This is a genomic window from Janthinobacterium sp. CG3 (assembly GCF_000344615.1).
GTDB lineage: Bacteria > Pseudomonadota > Gammaproteobacteria > Burkholderiales > Burkholderiaceae_D > Janthinobacterium.
In genome coordinates this window covers 3330468-3350583 of record NZ_KB467824.1, presented here as the reverse complement: position 1 = coordinate 3350583, position 20116 = coordinate 3330468, and the positions used below count along the sequence as shown (strand labels likewise).

At 68.5% G+C, this 20116-nt stretch carries 18 protein-coding genes; 15 read left to right on the top strand and 3 right to left on the bottom strand.

Annotation, left to right across the window (positions count from 1 at the left end; genetic code table 11):
- Nucleotides 1–25 precede the first annotated feature (25 nt).
- The 6 genes from JANGC3_RS0114640 to JANGC3_RS0114615 all read left to right on the top strand — a co-directional run bounded on the left by JANGC3_RS0114640 (nucleotide 26) and on the right by JANGC3_RS0114615 (nucleotide 5068).
- A complete protein-coding gene (locus JANGC3_RS0114640) occupies nucleotides 26–1012 on the top strand; it encodes a TRAP transporter substrate-binding protein (protein ID WP_017877237.1) in 987 nt (328 codons plus the stop codon).
- 74 nt (nucleotides 1013–1086) lie between these two features.
- Nucleotides 1087–1659, top strand: coding sequence for a TRAP transporter small permease (locus tag JANGC3_RS0114635; protein WP_017877236.1), 573 nt, complete (start codon nucleotides 1087–1089; stop codon nucleotides 1657–1659).
- Nucleotides 1656–2936 (top strand): TRAP transporter large permease, encoded by a 1281-nt coding sequence (locus tag JANGC3_RS0114630; RefSeq protein WP_017877235.1) that lies wholly within the window; start codon nucleotides 1656–1658, stop codon nucleotides 2934–2936. The genes JANGC3_RS0114635 and JANGC3_RS0114630 overlap by 4 nt, the downstream gene beginning before the upstream one ends.
- Before the next feature lie 440 nt (nucleotides 2937–3376).
- Nucleotides 3377–3877 carry a methylated-DNA--[protein]-cysteine S-methyltransferase gene (locus JANGC3_RS0114625; RefSeq protein WP_017877234.1) on the top strand — a complete coding sequence of 167 codons (501 nt, stop codon included), beginning with the start codon at nucleotides 3377–3379 and terminating at the stop codon, nucleotides 3875–3877.
- Nucleotides 3877–4803, top strand: coding sequence for a site-specific tyrosine recombinase XerD (xerD, locus tag JANGC3_RS0114620; RefSeq protein WP_017877233.1), 927 nt, complete (start codon nucleotides 3877–3879; stop codon nucleotides 4801–4803). The genes JANGC3_RS0114625 and xerD overlap by 1 nt, the downstream gene beginning before the upstream one ends.
- A gap of 79 nt (nucleotides 4804–4882) precedes the next feature.
- Entirely contained in the window at nucleotides 4883–5068 is a 186-nt protein-coding gene (locus JANGC3_RS0114615; RefSeq protein ID WP_017877232.1) for a hypothetical protein, read from the top strand.
- 210 nt (nucleotides 5069–5278) lie between these two features.
- On the opposite strand, the gene JANGC3_RS0114610 is transcribed toward JANGC3_RS0114615, so the two are convergent.
- Entirely contained in the window at nucleotides 5279–8407 is a 3129-nt protein-coding gene (locus JANGC3_RS0114610) for an efflux RND transporter permease subunit (protein WP_017877231.1), read from the bottom strand.
- A gap of 3 nt (nucleotides 8408–8410) precedes the next feature.
- Nucleotides 8411–9589 (bottom strand): efflux RND transporter periplasmic adaptor subunit, encoded by a 1179-nt coding sequence (locus JANGC3_RS0114605; RefSeq protein WP_017877230.1) that lies wholly within the window; start codon nucleotides 9587–9589, stop codon nucleotides 8411–8413.
- A gap of 349 nt (nucleotides 9590–9938) precedes the next feature.
- Here JANGC3_RS0114605 and JANGC3_RS0114600 point away from each other — a divergent pair, with 349 nt between their 5' ends.
- Nucleotides 9939–12470 carry a sensor domain-containing protein gene (locus JANGC3_RS0114600; RefSeq protein WP_017877229.1) on the top strand — a complete coding sequence of 844 codons (2532 nt, stop codon included), beginning with the start codon at nucleotides 9939–9941 and terminating at the stop codon, nucleotides 12468–12470.
- A 29-nt stretch (nucleotides 12471–12499) separates the two neighbouring features.
- On the opposite strand, the gene JANGC3_RS0114595 is transcribed toward JANGC3_RS0114600, so the two are convergent.
- The gene (locus JANGC3_RS0114595; RefSeq protein WP_017877228.1) at nucleotides 12500–13480 is read right to left on the bottom strand and encodes an endonuclease/exonuclease/phosphatase family protein; all 981 of its coding nucleotides are present in this window, start codon (nucleotides 13478–13480) and stop codon (nucleotides 12500–12502) included.
- Between the two features lie 38 nt (nucleotides 13481–13518).
- Here JANGC3_RS0114595 and JANGC3_RS0114590 point away from each other — a divergent pair, with 38 nt between their 5' ends.
- The 8 genes from JANGC3_RS0114590 (at nucleotide 13519) to JANGC3_RS0114555 (ending at nucleotide 20074) form a co-directional block, all read left to right on the top strand.
- Nucleotides 13519–14010: an aminoacyl-tRNA deacylase gene (locus tag JANGC3_RS0114590; protein WP_026132996.1), complete on the top strand. Its 492-nt coding sequence runs from the start codon at nucleotides 13519–13521 to the stop codon at nucleotides 14008–14010.
- An 82-nt stretch (nucleotides 14011–14092) separates the two neighbouring features.
- On the top strand, nucleotides 14093–14722 hold the full coding sequence (gene plsY / locus JANGC3_RS0114585; RefSeq protein ID WP_026132995.1) for a glycerol-3-phosphate 1-O-acyltransferase PlsY: 630 nt from the start codon (nucleotides 14093–14095) through the stop codon (nucleotides 14720–14722).
- Between the two features lie 222 nt (nucleotides 14723–14944).
- Nucleotides 14945–15592, top strand: coding sequence for a DsbA family oxidoreductase (locus tag JANGC3_RS0114580; protein WP_026132994.1), 648 nt, complete (start codon nucleotides 14945–14947; stop codon nucleotides 15590–15592).
- 84 nt (nucleotides 15593–15676) lie between these two features.
- Nucleotides 15677–15829 carry a hypothetical protein gene (locus JANGC3_RS32755; protein ID WP_017877224.1) on the top strand — a complete coding sequence of 51 codons (153 nt, stop codon included), beginning with the start codon at nucleotides 15677–15679 and terminating at the stop codon, nucleotides 15827–15829.
- 50 nt (nucleotides 15830–15879) lie between these two features.
- On the top strand, nucleotides 15880–16170 hold the full coding sequence (locus JANGC3_RS0114570; protein ID WP_017877223.1) for a DUF427 domain-containing protein: 291 nt from the start codon (nucleotides 15880–15882) through the stop codon (nucleotides 16168–16170).
- A gap of 166 nt (nucleotides 16171–16336) precedes the next feature.
- Complete coding sequence (locus JANGC3_RS0114565) at nucleotides 16337–17320, top strand: DUF2157 domain-containing protein (protein WP_017877222.1); 984 nt, start codon at nucleotides 16337–16339, stop codon at nucleotides 17318–17320.
- Nucleotides 17317–18939 (top strand): GDYXXLXY domain-containing protein, encoded by a 1623-nt coding sequence (locus tag JANGC3_RS0114560; RefSeq protein WP_017877221.1) that lies wholly within the window; start codon nucleotides 17317–17319, stop codon nucleotides 18937–18939. The genes JANGC3_RS0114565 and JANGC3_RS0114560 overlap by 4 nt, the downstream gene beginning before the upstream one ends.
- Nucleotides 18940–19120: 181 nt before the next feature.
- On the top strand, nucleotides 19121–20074 hold the full coding sequence (locus tag JANGC3_RS0114555; RefSeq protein ID WP_017877220.1) for a DUF4351 domain-containing protein: 954 nt from the start codon (nucleotides 19121–19123) through the stop codon (nucleotides 20072–20074).
- Nucleotides 20075–20116 lie beyond the last annotated feature (42 nt).

The window sequence follows — 20116 nt, the reverse complement described above, 5'->3', positions numbered from 1 at the left end:
TTTTTTTCACCCAACCGGAGACACCATGAAATTGAAATTCCTGCTGGTCGCGCTGTGCGCGGCAATGAGCATCGACGTCTACGCGCAGGCACCGATCGTCATCAAGTTCAGCCATGTCGTGGCCACCGACACGCCGAAGGGCCAGGCCGCCGAACGCTTCAAGCAACTGGCCGAGAAGGCCACCAACGGCCGCGTCAAGGTCGAGTTGTACCCGAACAGCCAGCTGTACAAGGACAAGGAAGAGCTGGAAGCGCTGCAACTGGGCGCGGTGCAGATGCTGGCGCCGTCGCTGGCCAAGTTCGGCCCGCTGGGGGTGAAGGAGTTCGAGGCCTTCGACCTGCCGTTCATCTTTCCCAACAAGACCGCGCTGTACAACGTCACCGAGGGCGAGATCGGCAAGAGCTTGCTGAAAAAGCTGGAGCCGAAGGGCATCACCGGCCTGGCCTACTGGGACAACGGCTTCAAGGTCATGTCGGCTAACAAGCCCTTGCGCGTGCCGGCCGACTTCAAGGGCATGAAAATGCGCATCCAGTCGTCCAAGGTGCTCGACGCGCAGATGCGCACGCTGGGCGCCAACCCGCAGGTGCTGGCCTTCTCCGAGGTCTACCAGGCGTTGCAGACCGGCGTTGTCGACGGCACCGAGAACCCGCCGTCGAACATGTACACGCAGAAAATGCACGAGGTGCAAAAGCACCTGACGGTGTCGAACCACGGCTACCTCGGCTACGCCGTGATCGTCAACAAGAAGTTCTGGGACGGCTTGCCGGCCGACGTGCGCGGTCAGCTGGAAAAGGCGATGAAGGAGGCGACCACGTTTGAGAAGGCCATCGCCCAGCGCGACAACGACCTGGCCATGGACGCCATCAAGAAGGCCGGCAAGACGCAAATCTACGCGCTCAGCGTGCAGGAACAGGCCGAGTGGCGCCGCGTGCTGGCGCCGGTGCAAAAGCAAATGGAAGGGCGCATCGGCAGGGAGCTGCTCGCCGCCATCAACAAGGAAAGCGCGAAGTAATCCGGCCACCCGGTTCCGGGTCGTCCCCCGGCGCGCCGGCCCGGCGCGCCCGCCCTTTTTGAAAGCCATCCATCATGAAATACCTCGACCACCTGGAAGAGTGGCTGATCGCGTCCCTGATGGGCGCGGCCACCGTCATCATCTTCATCGCCGTGGTGCACCGCTACCTGTCCGGCCTGCCGATACCGGTGGTGCAAGACTACCTGATTCAAATGAACACCAGCTGGGCCCAGGAGCTGTGCATCTATATGTTCGTCTGGATGGCCAAGTTCGGCGCCGCGTATGGCGTGCGCACCGGCATCCACGTCGGCGTCGACGTGCTGATCAACCGCATGCGGCCCGAGTGGCACCGCAGGTTCGTGGTGCTGGGCCTGCTCTCGGGCGCGCTGTTTACCGGCATCGTCGGCACCCTCGGCGCCTCCTTCGTTTGGGAAATGAGCCACACCGACCAGACCTCGGCTGACCTGGAGTTGCCGATGTGGATAGTCTACCTGGCCGTGCCGCTGGGTTCCTACCTGATGTGCTTCCGCTTCCTGCAAGTGACGGTACAGTTCCTCAAAACCGGCAGCCTGCCGAAACACGACCACTCCTTCGTCGAAGGGCTCGACGAAGAGCTGGCCGCCGAAGGCAAAGGAGCCAAGGCATGAACGCGCTGATTATTTTCGTCCTGCTGCTGACCTTGATGCTGACCGGCATGCCGATCTCGATCTCGCTCGGCCTGACGGTGCTGACCTTCCTGTTCACGATGACGACGGTGCCGATCGAATCGGTGGCGTTGAAGATCTTCACCGGCATCGAGAAGTTCGAGATCATGGCGATCCCGTTCTTCATCCTGGCCGGCAACTTCCTCACCCACGGCGGGGTGGCGCGGCGCATGATCAACTTCGCCAGCTCGATGGTCGGCCACTGGCACGGCGGCCTGGCGCTGGCCGGCGTGATGGCTTGCGCGCTGTTCGCCGCGGTGTCCGGTTCGAGCCCGGCGACGGTGGTGGCGATCGGCTCGATCATCCTGCCGGCGATGGTCAAGCAGGGCTACCCGCGCGGCTTCGGCGCCGGCGTCATCACCACCTCGGGCGCGCTGGGCATCCTGATCCCGCCGTCGATCGTCATGGTGATGTACTCGGTCAGCACCGGCACCTCGGTGGGCGCGCTGTTCATGGCCGGCGTGGTGCCGGGCCTGATGCTGGCCTTCCTGCTGGGCCTGACCACCTGGTATTTGGCGCGCAAGCACAACTACCCGCGCATGCCGAAAGCCAGCTGGGGCGAGCGCTTCGTTACCTTCAAGAAGAGCGCCTGGGGGCTGCTGCTGATCGTCATCGTCATGGGCGGCATCTATTCCGGCGTGTTCACCGCCACCGAGGCGGCGGCGATGGCGGCGGTGTACGCCTTCATCATCGCCGTCTTCGTCTACAAGGACTTGAAGGTCAAACAGGTCGGCAAGGTCTTGCTCGACTCGGCGGCGATGTCGGCGATGCTGCTCTACATCATCACCAACGCGGTGCTGTTCTCGTTCCTGATGACCAGCGAAAACATTCCGCAGGCGATGGCCGAGTGGATCACCGGCAAGGGCTTGGGCGTGATCAGCTTCCTGCTGGTGGTAAACGTGTTGCTCTTGTTGGCCGGTAATGTGATGGAACCGTCGTCGATCGTGCTGATCATGGCGCCCATCCTGTTCCCGGTGGCGATGAAGCTGGGCATCGACCCTGTCCATTTCGGCATTTTGATCGTCGTCAACATGGAGGTCGGCATGTGCCATCCGCCGGTCGGCTTGAATCTCTACGTGGCCTCGGGCATCACCAAGATGGGTATTTCCGAGCTGACCGTGGCGGTGATGCCGTGGCTGCTGACGATGCTGGGCTTTTTGCTACTTGTGACTTATTTACCACAGATTTCCCTGTGGCTGCCGAATTTAATTTACAAGTAGGGGGATTGAAGGCGCCTTGCCGCAAAAAAAATGCGATATCGCTTATTAAGTACGCTATGATGGGCAACTTTTCGGGGATGCAGAACATAAGCTTATACGCAACTTGATGGACAAGTTGCTATCTTGGCCGATGCGACCCCGGCGGCAAGAACACGCAGTACGGTTGGTGGGGAGTGTATATAAGAACGGTATCGATACCGGAGATATATTGAGGAGACACACGTTTTACAGAATGCTGTTGGAGTCATCGCTGCAAGCTGCCACAAGCTAGCTACGGCGGGTCCCAAACGGCCGGAAACGTGAGGAAGATTTTGAAGCGCACCGCAAGGTGCGTTTTTTTTCGTCTATTTTTCGTCCCTTGTTTCGGCCTTGGCGACCGCGGCGGGCCTTGCCGGTCCGCCACGGGTGGCAATTCCGCCACAATGGAGTAAACTGGCGTGATGAAAAAACAACAGGGTAGCGAGTTCTTTTCGGCCATCGTGGCCGCGCCGTTCGGCGCCATGGGCATCCGCAGCGAGGCCGGGCGGGTGTGCGAGCTGGTCTACCTGCCGCCGCACTTCGCCGAGAAGGACGCCGCCGATCCGGTGTCGGCGCTGGCCGCCGAGCAGATCGCCCGCTACTGCGGCGATCCCGACTTCCGTTTCGCGCTGCCGCTGGCGCCGGCCGGCAGCGCCTTCCAGCAACGCGTGTGGGACGCCATCGCGGCGATTCCGCGCGGCGAGGTGCGCACCTACGGCCAGGTCGCCAAGCATATCGGCTCGGCCGCGCGCGCGGTCGGCCAGGCTTGCGGCGCCAACTGGTACCCGCTGGTCGTGCCCTGCCACCGGGTGACGGCGGCGGGCGGCCTGGGCGGCTTCTCCAACCACGACGACGCCAACGGCTTCCACCTCGGCGTCAAGCGCTGGCTGCTGCGCCACGAGGCGGCGGCGGGTTATCGCTGATGGCGCGCGACGACGCCGCGGTGGAGGCGGCCGGCAGCGCCGCGCTGATCGACGAGTTCTGCGACAGCCTGTGGCTGGAGGACGGCTTGTCGAAAAACTCGCTGGACGCCTACCGGCGCGACCTGCGCCTGTTCGCCCGCTGGCTGGAGCTGGCGCGCCCCGGCGTGGCCGACCTGCTGGCCGTCGCCAGCGCCGACATCGACGCCTATTTCGCCGCGCGCCACGAGGACACCAAGGCCAGTTCGTCGAACCGGCGCCTGTCGGTGCTCAAGCGCTTCTACCAGATGGCGCTGCGGCACAAGCGCATCCGCGTCGACCCCTGCCTGAACATGGCCTCGGCCAAGCAGCCGACGCGCTTCGTGCACACCCTCAGCGAGGCCCAGGTCGAGGCGCTGCTGGGCGCGCCCGACGTCGCCACGCCGCTCGGCCTGCGCGAGCGCACCATGCTTGAGCTGATGTACGCCAGCGGCTTGCGGGTGTCGGAGCTGGTGGCGCTGAAATCGGTGGAGATGAGCTTGAACGACGGCGTGCTGCGCGTCACCGGCAAGGGCGGCAAGACGCGCCTGGTGCCGTTCGGCGAGCAGGCCCGGCGCTGGATCGAGCGCTACCTGCGCGACGCCCGCGGCGTGATCCTCGACGGCCAGGTCGACGACGCGCTGTTCGTGACGGCGCGCGGCGGTCCGATGACGCGGCAGATGTTCTGGGTCTTGATCAAGAAGCACGCGCTCAAGGCCGAGATCACGGCGCCGCTGTCGCCGCACACGCTGCGCCACGCCTTCGCCACGCATTTGCTGAACCATGGCGCCGACCTGCGCGTGGTGCAGTTGCTGCTGGGGCACTCGGATATTTCAACGACGCAAATCTACACCCATGTGGCGCGCGAACGACTCAAACTGCTGCATGCGCAACATCATCCGCGGGGCTGAAATATTTGCATTTGTCATATCTGGGTCATAATGTGCGGTATGCACTCGCTTGTACCATCAAATTGAATAGAGGTTGTAAATGGCAAAGACAAATTTCCAGTACGAAAAACGGCAAAAAGAATTAGAAAAAAAGAAGAAAGCCGACGAAAAAGCCAAGCGCAAGCTGGAAGCGAAGAACAACCCGAAGCCGGCTGACGGCACGCCGGGCGAAGACGACGCCGACGAGGCCGACGAGCCCGCCGACGCGCCGGCGCAGCCGGAATAAGCCGGGCTACCCGCCGCCGGCGCCAGCAAAAGCCGGCGGCGCAGGGCCGGGGGCAGGCCTTCCCGCCTTGGCGCCCGGGGGCCTGACCCCGGTTTGACGCCGCCGGTTTGAAAGCGGGCGGCGGCCCCTTGGCCATTCGGCTTCGAGGGCACAAAAAAAGCGGCTTCATTGGAAGCCGCTTTTGCGTTCGCGCTTGGCGTTTCTCCTTGCCTACGCCGCTTCGGCGACCTTCTCCTTCTCTTCCTCCGCCACGTCGTCGGCATGCTCTTGCCCGGCGCCGAACCAGCGCGCCGCGCGTCGGCCCAGGTCGTCCAGGTAGGAGTAGGCCACCGGCACCACCACCAGCGTCAGCAGGGTCGAGGTGATCACGCCGCCGATCACCGCGCGCCCCATCGGCGCCTGCGACTCGCCGCCGTCGCCGGCGCCGATGGCCATCGGCAGCATGCCGAAGAGCATCGCCAGCGTCGTCATCAGGATGGGCCGCAGGCGCACCTGGCCGGCGTCGAGGATGGCCTGGCGTTGGCTCTTGCCGTCGCGCTGGCCGTGGTTGGTGAAGTCGACCAGCAGGATGGCGTTCTTGGTCACCAGGCCCATCAGCATGATGACGCCGATCACCGAGAAGATGTTCAGCGTGCTGCCCGTCGCCAGCAGCGCCAGCAGCACGCCGATCAGCGACAGCGGCAGCGACACCATGATGGCGATCGGCTGCAGGAAGCTGCCGAACTGCGACGCCAGCACCAGGTAGATGAAGATCACCGCGATGCCCAGCGCGGCGGCGGCGCCGGCCATGGTTTCCTGCATTTCCTGGGCCTGGCCGCCGACGTCGAAGCGCACGCCGGCCGGCAGGGCGATGCCGTCCATGGCCTTTTTGACGTCGGCGTCGACGTCGCCGCCGGGCCGGCCCTCGACGCCGGCGTAAATCGCCACGCGGCGCTGCAGCGCCTGGCGCTTGAGTACCTGCGGGCTCGACGAGGGCACGAACTCGACCACCTGGCGCAGCGGCACCATCAGCGCCTTGCCGTCGGCGCCAACCTGGCCCGACACCAGCGTCAGCGCGCCCAGGTCGGCCACCTTTTGCCGGCCCGACTTCGGCAACTGCACGTTGACCTCGTAGTTCTGGCCGTCGCCGGCGAGCCAGTGGCTGACGGTGTCGCCGGCAACGAAGGGCCGCAGCGCGCCGCCGATTTGCGCCGGCGTCAGGCCCAGGTCGCTGGCCAGCTCGTGCTTGATCTTCAGCGTCGTCGACGGCGTCGCGCCCTCCTGGCTGTACTCCAGGTCGGTCACGCCCTTGATCGCGCGCATCTGCGCCATCAGGCGCCGCGCCACCTGTTCCAGCTTGGCCTCGTCGGTGCCGAGGATGGCGATGAAGATCGGCTTGTCGCCGACCGACAGCGTGATGCCGGCGACCGGCAGCAGGCGCGCGCGGATCAGCGCTTCCAGCGCCTTTTGCGGGCGCCGCCGGGTGGCGTTGACGTCGCTTAACTTGAGGTCGACGCGCGCCGTGTTGCGGCCGTCCTCGGTGCCGACGGTGGCGATCACGCTGTCGATCTCGGGGAAGGCGCGCAGCGCCGCCTCGACCTGGCGCACCTTGCCGTCGGTGTAGGCGAGGCTGGAGCCGACCGGGGTCTTGAAGTGCAGGTTGATCCAACCCTGGTCGGTCTCGGGGAACATCTCGGCGCCGATCAGCGGCAGCAGCGCCAGGCTGGCGGCGAACAGCCCCGCGGCCAGCGCCAGCGTGGCCTTGCGCCAGCACAGCGCCAGCCCCAGCACCCGGCCGTACCACAGGTGCAGGCGGTCGATGCCGCGCTCGATGCGCGCCATCAGGCGGCCCAGCCGCGGCAGGTATTTGAAACGGTCGCGGGCCGGGTCGCGCCATACCGACGACAGCATCGGGTCGAGCGTGAAGCTGACGAACAGCGAGACCAGCACGGCGACCGCGACGGTGATGCCGAACTGCAGGAAGAAGCGGCCGATGACGCCCTTCATGAAGGCCACCGGCACGAACACGGCGACGATGGCGAAGGTCGTCGCCATCACCGCCAGGCCGATCTCGTTGGTGCCGTCGTTGGCCGCCCGGTAGTGGTTCTTGCCCATGCCGAGGTGGCGCACGATGTTTTCGCGCACCACGATGGCGTCGTCGATCAGCAGGCCGATGCACAGCGACAGCGCCATCAAGGTCAGGAAGTTGAGCGTGAAGCCGAACGCCTTCATGGCGATGAAGCTGGCCAGCACCGAGATCGGCAGCGTCAGGCCGGTGATGACGGTGCTGCGCCACGAGTGCAGGAACAGGAAGACGATCAGCATGGTCAGCAGCGCGCCCTCGACGATGGTGCGCTTGACGTTGTCGAGCTGGTTTTGCACGCGCTGCGACTCGTCGTCGACGAGGCGCAGCACGACGCCGGCCGGCAGCGCGGCGCGCAGCTCGGCGGCGACGCGCTGCACGCCGGCGCCGACTTCGACCACGTTGGCGTCCTGTACCTTGGTGATGCGCAGCGTGATGCCGGGCTGGCCGTCGACGCGCGAGATCGAGGTTTGCTCGCGCTCGCCGTCGACGATGTCGGCCAGCTGTTCGAGGTAGACCACGGCGCCGGCGCGGCGCGCGACGATGATGCGGCCGAAGCCGCGCGCGTCCTTGATGCGGCCCTCGACCCGCACCAACTGGTCGCTGGCGCCGTAGCTGATGTTGCCGGCGGGCAGGTTGCGGTTGGTTTCCTGGATCGCCCGCAGCAGCTCGTCGACGCCGACGCCGTGCGCCTGCATTTCGTCGGGCTTCAGGTTGACCAGGATTTGCCGCGTGCTGGTGCCGCTCAGCTTGACCTGGCCGACCCCGGCCACGCCCTGGAAGCGCTTGACGATGAGCTGCTCGGCCAGCGTCGACAGTTCGCGCAGCGCGCGCGTGTCCGAGGTCAGAACCAGTTCGGCGATCGGCCGTTCATTGTCGCCCTCGGCGCGGGCGATGAACGGCTCCTTGGCCTCCTTCGGGAACTGCGGGCGCACCAGCGCGACCTTGTCGCGCAGCTCCTGCATGGCCTTGTCCATATTCGTCGACAGCGCGAATTCCAGCGAAATGCCGCTGCGCCCCTCCCACGAGTTCGAACGCAGCGTCTTGACGCCGCTGACGGTGTTGATGACGTCCTCGAGCGGGCGGGTGATGTCGTTCTCGACCGCCTCGGGCGAGGCGCCCGGGTAGTTGGTCTCGACCCAGGCGAACGGCAGCGTGACGTTGGGCATGCTCTCGACGCCCAGGCCGCGGTAGGAGAACACCCCGAGCACCACCAGCGCCACCATGACCATGGTGGCGAAGACCGGGTTGTGAATACTGGTTTTGGTGATCCACATGGCTCAGCCCTTTGGCGCCGGCGCGGCCGGCGCGGCGAAAATGACGCGCTGGCCCGGCTTGACGCCGTCGAGCCGGCTGACGATGACGCTGGCGCCCGCCGCCAGGCCGGCGCTGACGGCGGCGTAACCCTGGTCGTCGTCGCGCAGCCCCAGCGTGACGGCGCGCGCCACCACCTGGCCGTCCTCGATGGCGTAGACCAGCGGCGCGGCGGCCGTGCCGCGCAGCGCCGCCAGCGGCAGCAGCGGCGCGACGGCGGCGTGCTCGGTGACGATGCCGCCCTTGGCGAACATGCCGCCGCGCAGCGCGCCGTCGGCGTTGTCGACGGCGATGTAGACCAGCATCGCCCGCGAGCCGGCCTCGGCGCTCGGGTTGATGCGCGCGACCGCGCCGGCGAAGGCGCGCCCGCCGAAGCCGTCGACCTGGAAACGCACCGGCTGGCCGACCTTGACGCGCGGGATCTCGGCGGCCGGCACCTGCGCCTCCAGCGTCAGCCGGGACAGGTCGACGATGCTGTAGACCGGCATGTCGGGCGCCAGCTTCTCGCCCGGCTGGACGTGGCGGCGGCTGACGATGCCGGCCAGCGGCGCGCGGATCACGCTGTCGGCCAGCGCGATGCGCGCCATCTGGCGTTGCGCGGCGGCGGCCTGGACCCCGGCGCGCGCCAGTTCGACGGCGTTTTGCGCGGCGTCGTAGGCGCTTTGCGAAATGTACTGTTGTTGCAGCAGCGTCAGGTGCTTGGCCTCGTGCCTGGTCGCCAGCGACAGGCGCGCCGTCGCCTCGTCGAGCGCGGCCTGCTGCTGCGCCAGGCGGGCGCGCGGCTCGGCGTCGTCGAGCCGCGCCAGCACCTGGCCGGCGGCCACCGCCGCGCCCTCGCGCGGCGCCGCCTCGGTGACTTGGCCGGAGACCTTGGCCTTGACGGTGGCCTGGTGCAGCGGCACCAGCGAACCCGACAGCGGCAGCGTCAGGCTCAGCGCGCCCGCGGCGACCGCCGCGACGTCGTCGCGCGCCAGCTCGTGCACCACGGCGGCGGGGGCGGCCTTGGCGGCGGCCGGCGGCGGCGTCGCCCGCGCCTGCAGCGCGGCCCAGCCGGCGCCGGCCGCGGCCAGCGCCAGCAGGGCCAGCGCCGGCGCGCGCCAGCGTCGAACCCGGACGGGGGCGGGGGAGGGGGTGTCGATGCTCATCGTGGTCTTCTTCGGGCTAAGGGGTGGAGCGGGGGGAGGGCGTGGCGGCGGCCCACAGCGGCGTGTGTGATGCACTTTACTATTGCGCAATGTTGCTGGCAATGACAAAGCGATAAAACGTCCGTTTGCCGACCTGGAACGTCGAAATGGCGGGCTGGCCGGCATGCCCGCGCGCGCCGGCGCACCCGCATGGAATTGTCATGCGGCAATGAAAGTTGTTTTACGGAGTCATGCCGCCGCCATCGTTGAGGGAACGCAAGGGCTGTTTTGACGGCGGCGCAAGAATGGCGTAGATGGTTGCGCGGCCGGCTTTCCCGGCCGCGGCGGCCGCTTGCCGCGGGGGTGTTCGGTGTCCGATCCGATTCTTGAAACAGGTCCGGCGCCGGACGGCGACGCGGCGGCGGGCGCCGGCACAGGGGTGGGCGCCGGGACAGAGGTGGGCGCCGGGACGGCGCAGGACGCGCTGGAATTGCTGTCGGGCCTGGTGACGGCGATCGACCGCAGCCCGATCCTGGCGGTACGCAGCGTCGACCGCGGCGGCGCGGTGCGCTACTGGAGCGGCGGTTGCGCCGAGCTGTACGGCACCCCGGCGGCGCTGGCGCTGGGCCGCCCTGACGCCAGCCTGCTGTCGCACGGCGAGCAGGACGGCGAGTTCGCCGCCGCCGTCGAGCAGGTCTGGCGCAGCGGCCAGGCGCAGCCGGCGCGCGACTGGCAGGTGCGCAGCGCCGCCGGGCGCCTGCTGTGGATCTACGCCAGCCTGTTTCCGGTGTTTCGCGGCGGCGTGCTGCAGCAGGTGTATTGCGTCGAGATCGACGTCAGCGCGCGGCGCCGGCAGGAGGACGCGCTGCGCGCCGCCGGCGACAATTTCCGCCAGTTGTTCGAGAAGTCGTCGGACGCCATCGTGCTGCTCGAGGGGGTGCGCATCGTCGACGTCAACCCGGCCGCGGTGGCGCTGTTCCACTGTCACGACAAGGGACGCATGGCCGGGCGGGTGCTGTGCGACTTCTCGCCGCTGCTGCAGCCCGACGGCGGCGATTCGTTGACGCTGGAGGCCCAGTTCGCCGAGCGCGCCCACCAGAACGGCAACTGCCGTTTCGACTGGCGCTACCGGCGCTGCGACGGCGCGGTGTTCTGGGCCGAGGTACTGCTGACCTCGATCACCTACGACCACAGCTACCTGTTTTACGCGGTGATCCGCGACATATCGGCGCGCAAGGCGGCCGAGCGCTCGCTGCACCTGGCGGCGCAGGTGTTCGAGAACGCCCGCGACGCCATCCTGGTCACCGACGCCGAGCGGCGCGTGGTGGCGGTCAACCGCGCCTACCTCGACGTCACCGGCTTCGACGCCCACGAGATGCTGGGGCGGCGCTTTCGCGTGCAGCGCGCCGGCGCCGACGAGCAGGCCTTCTTCCAGCAGGTCTGGGCCGGGCTGGCCGCCAGCGAGCACTGGCAGGGCGAAATCGAGGGCAAGCGCAAGAACGGCCAGCGGTATCCGGCCTGGCTGTCGCTGACGGCGATCCGCGACAGCGCCGGCGCCGTCAGCAACTACATGGGCATCGTCTCCGATATCACCGAGCGCAAGAAGTCGGAGGCGCACACCCGCCACCTGGCCGAGCACGACTTCCTGACCGACCTGCCGAACCGGGTGCTGCTGCTCGACCGCCTCAGCCTGGCGCTGGCGGCGGCGCGGCGCAAGCACAGCATGCTGGCGACCCTGTTCCTCGACCTCGACCACTTCAAGAACATCAACGACACCATGGGCCACCGGGTCGGCGACCTGCTGCTCAAGGAGGTGGCGCGCCGCCTGATCAAGTGCGTGCGCGGGGTCGACACCGTCAGCCGCCAGGGCGGCGACGAGTTCGTCATCATCCTGGCCGACCTGGGCGGCGTCGACCAGGCCGCGCACGTCGCCGCCAGCGTCCAGCACGCGGTCAGCCAGCCCTACCAGATCGACGGCCACGAGCTGTACATCTCGACCTCGATCGGCGTCAGCATCTTCCCCAGCGACGGCGGCGACATCGACACGCTGGTGAAAAACGCCGACATCGCCATGTACCACGCCAAGGAGGGCGGGCGCAACGGCTACCAGTTCTTCAACGCCGAGATGAACGCGCAAATCGTCGAACGCGTCAGCTTCGAGAACGGCTTGCGCCAGGCCATCGCGCGGGGCGAGTTCATCCTCGAATACCAGCCCGAGATCGACATCGCCAGCGGCGCCATGGTCGGCGCCGAGGCGCTGATCCGCTGGCGCCATCCGCAGTTGGGCCTGCTCAAGCCGGAGCGCTTCGTCGGCGTGGCCGAGGAGTGCGGCCTGATGGTGCCGATCGGCGACTGGGTGCTGCGCCAGGCTTGCGCCGAGGCGCGCCGCTGGCACGACGGCGGCCACCCGCTGGTGGTGGCGGTGAACCTGTCGGCCAGCCAGTTCATGCACCGCGACCTGGCGCTGAGCGTGGCCGAGGCGCTGCGGGCGGGCGGGCTGGCGCCGGCGCTGCTGGAGCTGGAGGTGACGGAGGCGGTGATCATGAAGGGCGGCGCCAAGGCCGTCGAGATCCTGGCGGCGCTGCGCCGGCTCGGCGTCAAGCTGACCATCGACGACTTCGGCACCGGCTACTCGCGCCTCGGCCAGCTGCGCCACTACCCGATCGACAAGCTGAAAATCGACCAGTCCTTCCTCGGCGCCATGAAAAGCGACCCGGACGACGCCAGCGTCGTCACCACCATCATCGCCATGGCCAAGGGGCTCAAGCTGAAGGTGATCGCCGAAGGGGTGGAAACGGCCGAGCAACTGGCGTTCCTGCGCGGCCAGGGCTGCGACCAGTACCAGGGCTTTTACGCCAGTTCCGCGGTGCTGGCGGCCGAGCTGGGCAAACTGATGCGCTGACCCCGGCGCGTTCACGCCGGCCGGCGCGCCTAGTTGGCGCCGTCGCGCGCGCCGTACAGGCGGATGCGCGCCAGCACCTGGCCGTGGTCCGACGCTTGCGGCAGCGCCTGCCGCAAGTGGTCGTTCAGGTACGTCACCTCGAGCACCTCGCCGATGGCGTTGCGCGACGCCGGGTTGAACTCCTCCGACACCAGGATATGGTCGATCGTCATGGCCTGGCCGTCGTGGATGTTGCTGTAGCCGAGGTGGCGCAGGCCGCCCTGGCACGCCTGGATGCGCTGGCTGTCGTACAGGCGCCCGGCCGGCTCCCGGCCCGGCTCGCAGCAGGCGCCGCCCAGCACGATGCTGGTGGTGACGGCGTCGGCGACGTCGTTGAAGTCGCCCAGCACCACCCGCGGGCGGCGGCCGCCGTCGCGCGCCAGCCCGGCCAGCAGCACCCGCAGCGCCACCGCCTCGGTGCCGCGGCGTATCAGCGAGCGCAGGTTGGCCATGGCCACCTGCAGCGGGTCGTCGCCGCAGTCGCCGTTGCGGTAGTCGGGGCGGCGCGACTTCAGGTGCACCACGACGACGTCGAGCGTGGGGCCGTGCGGCAGGGCGATCTGGGCGTGCAGCGGGGCGCGCGCGAAGCGGTCGGCGTCGCGGCTGCCGGGCGGCATCGCCACGCCGTCGGGGAAGTCGGCGCGAAACGCCACCGGCGCCGCCAGCGGCAGCCGCGACACCAGCGCCACGCCGGGCGTGAGGCGCTCGGCGGCCGGGTCGGGCGCCGCGCAGGCGTGCTGCGCGTCGCGGTAGCGGCGGCTGCGCGCGAGCACGTCGCGCAACACCAGCGGCGAGAAAATCTCTTGCAGGCCGATGACGTCGGCGTCGAGCTGGTCGAGCTGGTCCGCGGTCCAGTCGACCTTGGCCTGGTATTGCTCCACCGACAGCGGCTCCAGGTTGTCGTACAATTTGGCGCCGGGCGGCGCCAGGTTGCAGACATTGAAGGTGGCAAGGCGAATTTCTTGCTGCATAATTAGAAACTCCTCATTGAACGATCAGCGTATCACGCATGGCTAAAAAAGAGCACGTTTCAGAGACCCAGGCGACGCACATGCTGCGCAAACACCAGGTCGGCTTCAGCGAACACCCGTATGCCTACGAGGAGCGCGGCGGCACGGCGGTCTCGGCGCGCGAGCTGGGCGTGCCCGAGTACGCGGTCGTCAAGACCCTGGTAATGCAGGACGAGGCCGCCAAGCCGCTGATCGTGCTGATGCACGGCAACTGCAAGGTCTCGACCAAGAACCTGGCGCGGGCCATCGGCTGCAAGTCGGTCGAACCGTGCAAGCCCGAGGTGGCGCAGCGCCATTCCGGCTACCAGATCGGCGGCACCTCGCCGTTCGGCACACGCAAGGCCTTGCCGGTATACGTCGAGGATAGCATCCTGCGGCTAGAAAAGATTTATATCAATGGCGGGCGGCGCGGCTACCTGGTCGGCCTGGCGCCGCGGGCGCTGCTCGATTTGCTCGGCGCCAAGCCGGTGCAGTGCGCGCTGGCCGACTGAAAAGTTTTGGCGCGGCCACGCCATGGTGTATATTCAGCGGCCCCGGCGGATGGGCCCGGGTTGAAAAAACAAGAGGGATCAGATGAATACAGTATTGATGACGGTGGCCGCGTATTTGCTCGGCTCAATTTCGTTTGCCGTCGTGACCAGCAAGTTGTTCGGCCTGGCCGACCCGCGCACCTACGGCTCGAAGAATCCGGGCGCGACCAACGTGCTGCGCAGCGGCAACAAGGCGGCCGCCGCGCTAACCCTGCTGGGCGACGGCGCCAAGGGCTGGCTGGCGGTGTTCCTGGCCAGCCACTACCAGGTGCAACTGGGCGTGGGCGACCTGGCCGTCGCGCTGGTGGCCATCGCGGTGTTCCTCGGCCACCTGTGGCCGGTGTTTTCGCGCTTCGTCGGCGGCAAGGGCGTGGCGACCGAGCTGGGCGTGCTGCTCGGCCTGAACCCGATACTCGGCCTGGCCACGCTGGTGACCTGGCTGGTGATCGCCTACGCCTTCCGCTACTCGTCGCTGGCGGCGTTGGCGGCGGCGCTGTTCGCGCCGTTCTACTACGGCCTGCTGTTCGGCGTCGAGCCGCAATTGTTCGCGGTGGCGGCGATGAGCGCGCTGCTGGCGTGGCGCCACAGCGCCAACATCAGCAATCTGCTGGCCGGCAAGGAAAGCCGCATCGGCAGCAAGAAAGACGCCGCCAAGGCTGGCAAGAAGCAGTAAAGCCCGGGTATAGCGAAACACGCGGGCGCGGCGCAGATCTTTAGGCGGCGCCGGTTGCCGTAGCCCATCAGGATCAGCGAAATACGCTGCGGCCTCGAACGTTCCCAGCGCTTCGTTGGCGTGGTCGGCCTGCTCGGCGCGGCCCCTTGATTTTGATCAAAGCGGTACTATCTGTTGGTTTCGATTGCCGCGCCGCGCGGCGCTTCCCGACCAAGGCCCATGATGAACATCCCGATCAAAATCGATTTCGTTTCAGACGTTTCCTGCCCGTGGTGCGTGATCGGCCTGAAGTCGCTGGAACAGGCGCTGGCGCGCCTCGACGGCGTGGTCGAGGCGCAAATCCATTTCCAGCCCTTCGAGCTGAACCCCGACATGGGCGCCGAGGGCCAGGACCTGGCCGAGCACATCGCCGAGAAGTACGGCTACGGTGCCGAGCGGATGGCGCAGGCGCGCGAGGCGATCCGCGCCCGCGGCGCCGAGCTCGGCTTCGTCTTCGAGATGGGCCAGCGCACGCGCATCTACAACACCTTCGACGCCCACCGCCTGCTGCACTGGGCCGGCCTGGAAGGGCGCCAGCCGGCGTTGAAGCAGGCGTTGTTCGAGGCCTACTTCACGCTCGGTGGCAACCCGTCCTCGCCCGAGTTGCTAATGGCGCTGGCGCGCCAGGTCGGCCTGGACGGCGCCGCCGCCGCGCAGGTGCTGGCCTCGGGCGCCTACGCCGACGAAGTGCGGGCGCAGCAGCGCTTCTACCGCCAGCAGGGCATCAGCGCGGTGCCGGCGATTATCATCAACGAGCGCCACCTGATTTCCGGCGGGCAGAGCCCGGAGGTCTTCGAGCAGGCGCTGCGGCAGATCGCCGCCGGCGCCTGAGGCGCGCCGAAAGAGCGGGCCGCAACGGCCTTTTTGCGCTAAACTGAGCCCAGCGGCGCCTCGCCACCACCACAGGGAGGGCGCATGACAGCCACTGAACTGCCCACGGCGGCGCCAGCGCGCGCGCCGGACGAGTGGGTGCGCGAGAGCGTGCGCGTCAACGACATCGCCGGGGGCTACGGCGGCGACGCGCTGTACCGCGCCCAGCGCGGCGGGCGCAACCGCGTCGAGTGCTGAGCGGATTTCCACGCTGTTTCAACCCTGCAACCTTTGCCACGGGAACGCGCATGCCAACAGCAATCTGGAACGGCGCCGTCATCGCCGAAGCGGCCGACGACGCGGTGCGCATCGTCGAGAACAAGGTGTATTTCCCGCTGTCGGCGGTCAACCAGGCGTACCTGCAGCGCAGCAGCCACCACAGCGAGTGTCCGTGGAAGGGTACCGCGCACTATTACCACCTGACGGTCGGCGGCAAGTTCAACGACAACGCCGCCTGGTACTACCCGGCGCCGTACGAGGCCGCCAGCGAGATCGCCGGCCACGTCGCCTTCTGGCGCGGCGTCGAGGTGCGGCGCTGACGGCGCCGCCGCGCATGCCGGCTGGGCCGCCTTGATCCCGGCCACGCGCCCGACAGATTTCCATGGACGGCGCCGGCGCGCCTCGGCGATACTCGGCCCAGCCCTTGGCGCTGGCCCCCGCTCCAGCCCGAGCTTGAAATCCCCCGATAGCCACGGAGAACGTCCCATGGATGTGCGCCTTGCCCTGTACGAGCTGATGATCCGCCACAAACTCGACGCCGGCGCCGGTGCCGCGCTGCTGCGCCTGGCGGCGCTGGAGCGCGAGCCGGAAGCGCTGGCGCCGCTGCTGCGCCGCGGCGTCGCCGTGCTGGCCGCCGCGCTGGGCGGACTGGGGCTGATCCTGTGGATCGCCGCCAACTGGGAAACCTTCGGCCGCTTCGGCCGTTTCGCCCTGATCCAGGTCGTGTTTACCGCCATGTGCGCCGGCGCGCTGTGGCGCCCGGCCGCGCGGGTGCCGCTGGCCCTGCTGGCGCTGCTGGCCATCGGCGGCCTGTTCGCCTACTTCGGCCAGACCTACCAGACCGGGGCCGACCCCTGGCAACTGTTCGCGCTGTGGGCCGTGCTGGCGCTGCCGCTGTGCCTGGGCGCGCGCAGCGACGTGCTGTGGACGCCGTGGGCGCTGGTGGCGCTGACGGCGGTGTCGCTGTGGGTGCACGCGCACACCGGCCACAGCTGGCGCGTGCAAGCCGACGACCTGCCGGTGTACGCGCTGGGCTGGGGCGTTGCGCTGGCGCTGACGGCGCTGTTGGCGGCGCCGGCGCGGCGCCTCACCGGCGCCGGCATCTGGTCGCTGCGCGCGGCCGCGCTGCTGGCCATCGCCAGCGTCACGCTGACGGCGCTCGGCGCGCTGTTCAACGATGACATCGCGCCGCAATTCTGGCTGGCGCTGGTGTTGATGGCGCTGGCCGCGGCCGCGCTGTGCCAGCCGCGCCTGCACGAACTGTTCGCCCTGAGCGCGCTTGGCCTGGGCTTGGACGTGCTGCTGGTCGGCGCGATGGCGCACGCCCTGTTTGAAGGCAACAACAACGGCGGCAGCCTGATTGGCTCGCTGCTGCTGCTCGGCCTGGCCGCCGCCGCCCTGCTGGCGGGCACCGTGCGTTTCATCCTGCTGCAGTCGCGCCGCCACGCCGGCGCCGGGGAGGCGGCGTGAGCGGCGCGCGCCTCGCCCGCATCGTCCAACAGGCGCGGGCGGCGGGCGTGCTGCCGGCCGACGCCGTGGTGCCAGCGCGCGACAGCCGGCCCTGGCCGCTGTTGCTGATGTCGGCGCTGGGCGCCTGGCTGGCCGCGCTGCCGCTGTTGCTGGGGCTGGGCATCATGCTGGGCGAGGTGCTGATGCGCGGCCCGGGACCCTACCTGGTGGGCGCGGCGATGCTGGTGGCCGCGGCGATGGCGTTTCGCAGCAGCGGCCTGACGCTGTTTGCCGAGCAACTGGCCCTGCCGGCTTTGCTGGTGGGCCTGGGCATGCTGGCGTTCGGCCTGGGGCGCGACCTGCCGGAGCAAGTGGCCGCCGCCGTGCTGGCCGTGCTGGTCTGCGCGCTGGCCTGGCTGTTGCCGCGCGACTGGCTGCGCGTGCTGCTGGGCGCGGCCGCGTGCCTGCTGCTGGTGGCCGCCTGCGTGCTCGGTCGCGGCTTCCTTTCGCTGGAGCGCTACCCCTTCGGCTTCTGGCTGGCGTGGCAGGCGGCGCTGCTGTGCTGGGTCGGCGCGCAGCGCCTGCAGCGGCGCCTCGGCGGCGACGGCGCCGGCGCGCGCCACGCCGCGCTGCTGGAGTGCGTTGGCGCCGGTTGGTTGTTGGCCACGCTGGCCGGCCTGGCGCACTGGTCCGGCACGAGCTTCCTGGTCGGCGCCAGCTTTGGCGGCGCCGGCAGGGTGCTGTGGGGCGCCGCCGACGGCATGGGTTGGTACGGCGCGCTGATGCAGGCCGGCTCGGCCGCGCTGGCGCTGGCCGCCGCCGCCACGCTGGCGCGCGCCTGGCCGGGCCTGCGCCAGCCGTGGCTAGTCGGCGTGGCGCTGGTGCTGGTCGGGCTGGCCTGGCTGATGCCGGCGCTCGGTGCGCTCTGGCTGGCGCTGGCGCTGTGCGCGGCCAACGCACGCTGGCTGAGCGCCGCCGCCGCCGCGTGCGCGGCCGCCTGGGTCGTTGGCGGTTTTTATTATCAGTTGGAGTTGCCGCTGGCCACCAAGGCGCTGCTGTTGCTGGGCGCCGCCGTGGCGCTGGCCGCGCTGGTCTGGCTGGCGCCGACGTCCGGCGCCGCCGCCGCGGCGCCCGCCGCGGCGGCGGACCTCGGTGCGCGCCGGTCGCGGCTGGCCATCGGCGCCTGCGCGCTGGCTGTGCTGCTACTGGCCAATGGCGCCATCTGGCAAAAAGAGCAGCTGATTGCGCAGGGCCGGCCGGTGTATGTCGACCTGGTGCCGGTCGACCCGCGTTCGCTGATGCAGGGCGACTTCATGAGCCTGAGATTCCCCTTGCCGGAGGGCATGAACTGGCAACCGCAGCACTGGAGCGAGCAGCGCCCGTACGTGGTGGCGCACAGCGACGCGCGCGGCGTTGCCGCCATTAAGCGGGTACATGGCGTCGAGGCGCTCGCCGCCGGCGAGTTCCTGATGCAACTGACGCCGAAAAACGGCAGCTGGGTGCTGGTCACCGACGCCTGGTTCTTCAAGGAGGGCGAGGCGGAGCGCTGGAGCAAGGCCAGGTACGGCGAATTCCGCGTGGCGCCCGACGGCCGCGCGCTGCTGGTCGGCATGCGCGGGGCCAAGCTCGAGAAGCTCTGAGGTGGGGTGGGGCGGCGACCGGACTGCCGGGCGGGCGTGCCGGGCTGGGAGGTGCCGCGCCGGGATCTGTTGACGCCGGCGGCCGCGGCGCCGCCGCGGTAAGGCCGCGCGCCGACCGCCGATTCTGGCGTGCGTTTGCGCCAGACCGCATCGGCGCGCGGCCGCTTCGCTACACTGGGCCATGGCCACGCCACGCGACGACTACGATACGCCCTGGAAGGACGCCGTCACGCGCTATTTCTCGGCGTTCATGGCCTTCTATTTTCCGCAGGCGCACGCGCAGATTGACTGGTCGCGCGAGCCCGAGTTCCTCGAGCAGGAACTGGCGCAGGTGATGCGCGAGGCCGAACTGGGCAAGCGCGTGGCCGACAAGCTGGCCAAGGTTACCTTGCTCGGCGGCGCCGAGCGCTGGGTGCTGGTACATCTGGAAGTGCAGGGGAGGCGCGAGTGCCGCTTCGCCGAGCGCATGTTCGTCTGCAACTATCGCATTTACGACCACTACCGGCGCCCCGTCGCCAGCCTGGCGCTGCTGGCCGACGGCAGCGCGTCCTGGAAGCCGGATACGTTCGGCTATCGCCTGTTCGGCTGCGAGATGCGCTTCGGCTTTCCGGTGGTGAAGCTGAGCGATTACGCCGGCCACATCGAACAATTGCTGCGGGACGAAAACCCGTTCGCGCTGGTGACGGCGGCGCACTTGCTGACGCGCCAAACCAAGGGCGACGTGGCGTGCCGGGCGGCGGCGAAGCGCCGTCTTTTTGCGCTGCTATTCCAGCGAACTTGGGACAAACAACGTATCATCGACTTCCTCAATGTCATAGACTGGATGATGCAGTTGCCCGCCGAGTTGAACAATGAATTGTGGGCCGACATCCCTGCGATGGAAAGGAGCAATGCGATGCCTTACATGAGTTATTTTGAACGTAAGTTCCGCGGCGAAGGCGAGGAAATCGGCCGGCGCGAGGGACGCCAGGAAGGCCTTCGGAACATTCTCAAGCTGCAACTGGAAGAACGCTTTGGGGCGTTGTCGAAAGACGCGGGCGAGCGGCTGGCGGCGGCCAGCGACGAACAGTTGCTGGCCTGGGGCAAAGCGCTGCTGCGCGCGCCGACGCTGGAGCACGTGTTCCTTTGCGGCTAGCGCCGCTCGCGCACGGCTTTGCGCGGCCGCCCGCGGTGGCGG

Bases quoted from the DNA above. Each gene is read 5' to 3' on its own strand.
- JANGC3_RS0114605 (WP_017877230.1), bottom strand. From the start codon at position 9,589: ATGAGCATCGACACCCCCTCCCCCGCCCCCGTCCGGGTTCGACGCTGG.
- plsY (WP_026132995.1), top strand. From the start codon at position 14,093: ATGAATACAGTATTGATGACGGTGGCCGCGTATTTGCTCGGCTCAATT.
- JANGC3_RS0114640 (WP_017877237.1), top strand. From the start codon at position 26: ATGAAATTGAAATTCCTGCTGGTCGCGCTGTGCGCGGCAATGAGCATC.
- JANGC3_RS0114580 (WP_026132994.1), top strand. From the start codon at position 14,945: ATGAACATCCCGATCAAAATCGATTTCGTTTCAGACGTTTCCTGCCCG.
- JANGC3_RS0114590 (WP_026132996.1), top strand. From the start codon at position 13,519: ATGGCTAAAAAAGAGCACGTTTCAGAGACCCAGGCGACGCACATGCTG.
- JANGC3_RS0114565 (WP_017877222.1), top strand. From the start codon at position 16,337: ATGGATGTGCGCCTTGCCCTGTACGAGCTGATGATCCGCCACAAACTC.
- JANGC3_RS0114595 (WP_017877228.1), bottom strand. From the start codon at position 13,480: ATGCAGCAAGAAATTCGCCTTGCCACCTTCAATGTCTGCAACCTGGCG.
- JANGC3_RS0114555 (WP_017877220.1), top strand. From the start codon at position 19,121: ATGGCCACGCCACGCGACGACTACGATACGCCCTGGAAGGACGCCGTC.
- JANGC3_RS32755 (WP_017877224.1), top strand. From the start codon at position 15,677: ATGACAGCCACTGAACTGCCCACGGCGGCGCCAGCGCGCGCGCCGGAC.
- JANGC3_RS0114630 (WP_017877235.1), top strand. From the start codon at position 1,656: ATGAACGCGCTGATTATTTTCGTCCTGCTGCTGACCTTGATGCTGACC.
- JANGC3_RS0114635 (WP_017877236.1), top strand. From the start codon at position 1,087: ATGAAATACCTCGACCACCTGGAAGAGTGGCTGATCGCGTCCCTGATG.
- JANGC3_RS0114625 (WP_017877234.1), top strand. From the start codon at position 3,377: ATGAAAAAACAACAGGGTAGCGAGTTCTTTTCGGCCATCGTGGCCGCG.
- xerD (WP_017877233.1), top strand. From the start codon at position 3,877: ATGGCGCGCGACGACGCCGCGGTGGAGGCGGCCGGCAGCGCCGCGCTG.
- JANGC3_RS0114610 (WP_017877231.1), bottom strand. From the start codon at position 8,407: ATGTGGATCACCAAAACCAGTATTCACAACCCGGTCTTCGCCACCATG.
- JANGC3_RS0114570 (WP_017877223.1), top strand. From the start codon at position 15,880: ATGCCAACAGCAATCTGGAACGGCGCCGTCATCGCCGAAGCGGCCGAC.
- JANGC3_RS0114615 (WP_017877232.1), top strand. From the start codon at position 4,883: ATGGCAAAGACAAATTTCCAGTACGAAAAACGGCAAAAAGAATTAGAA.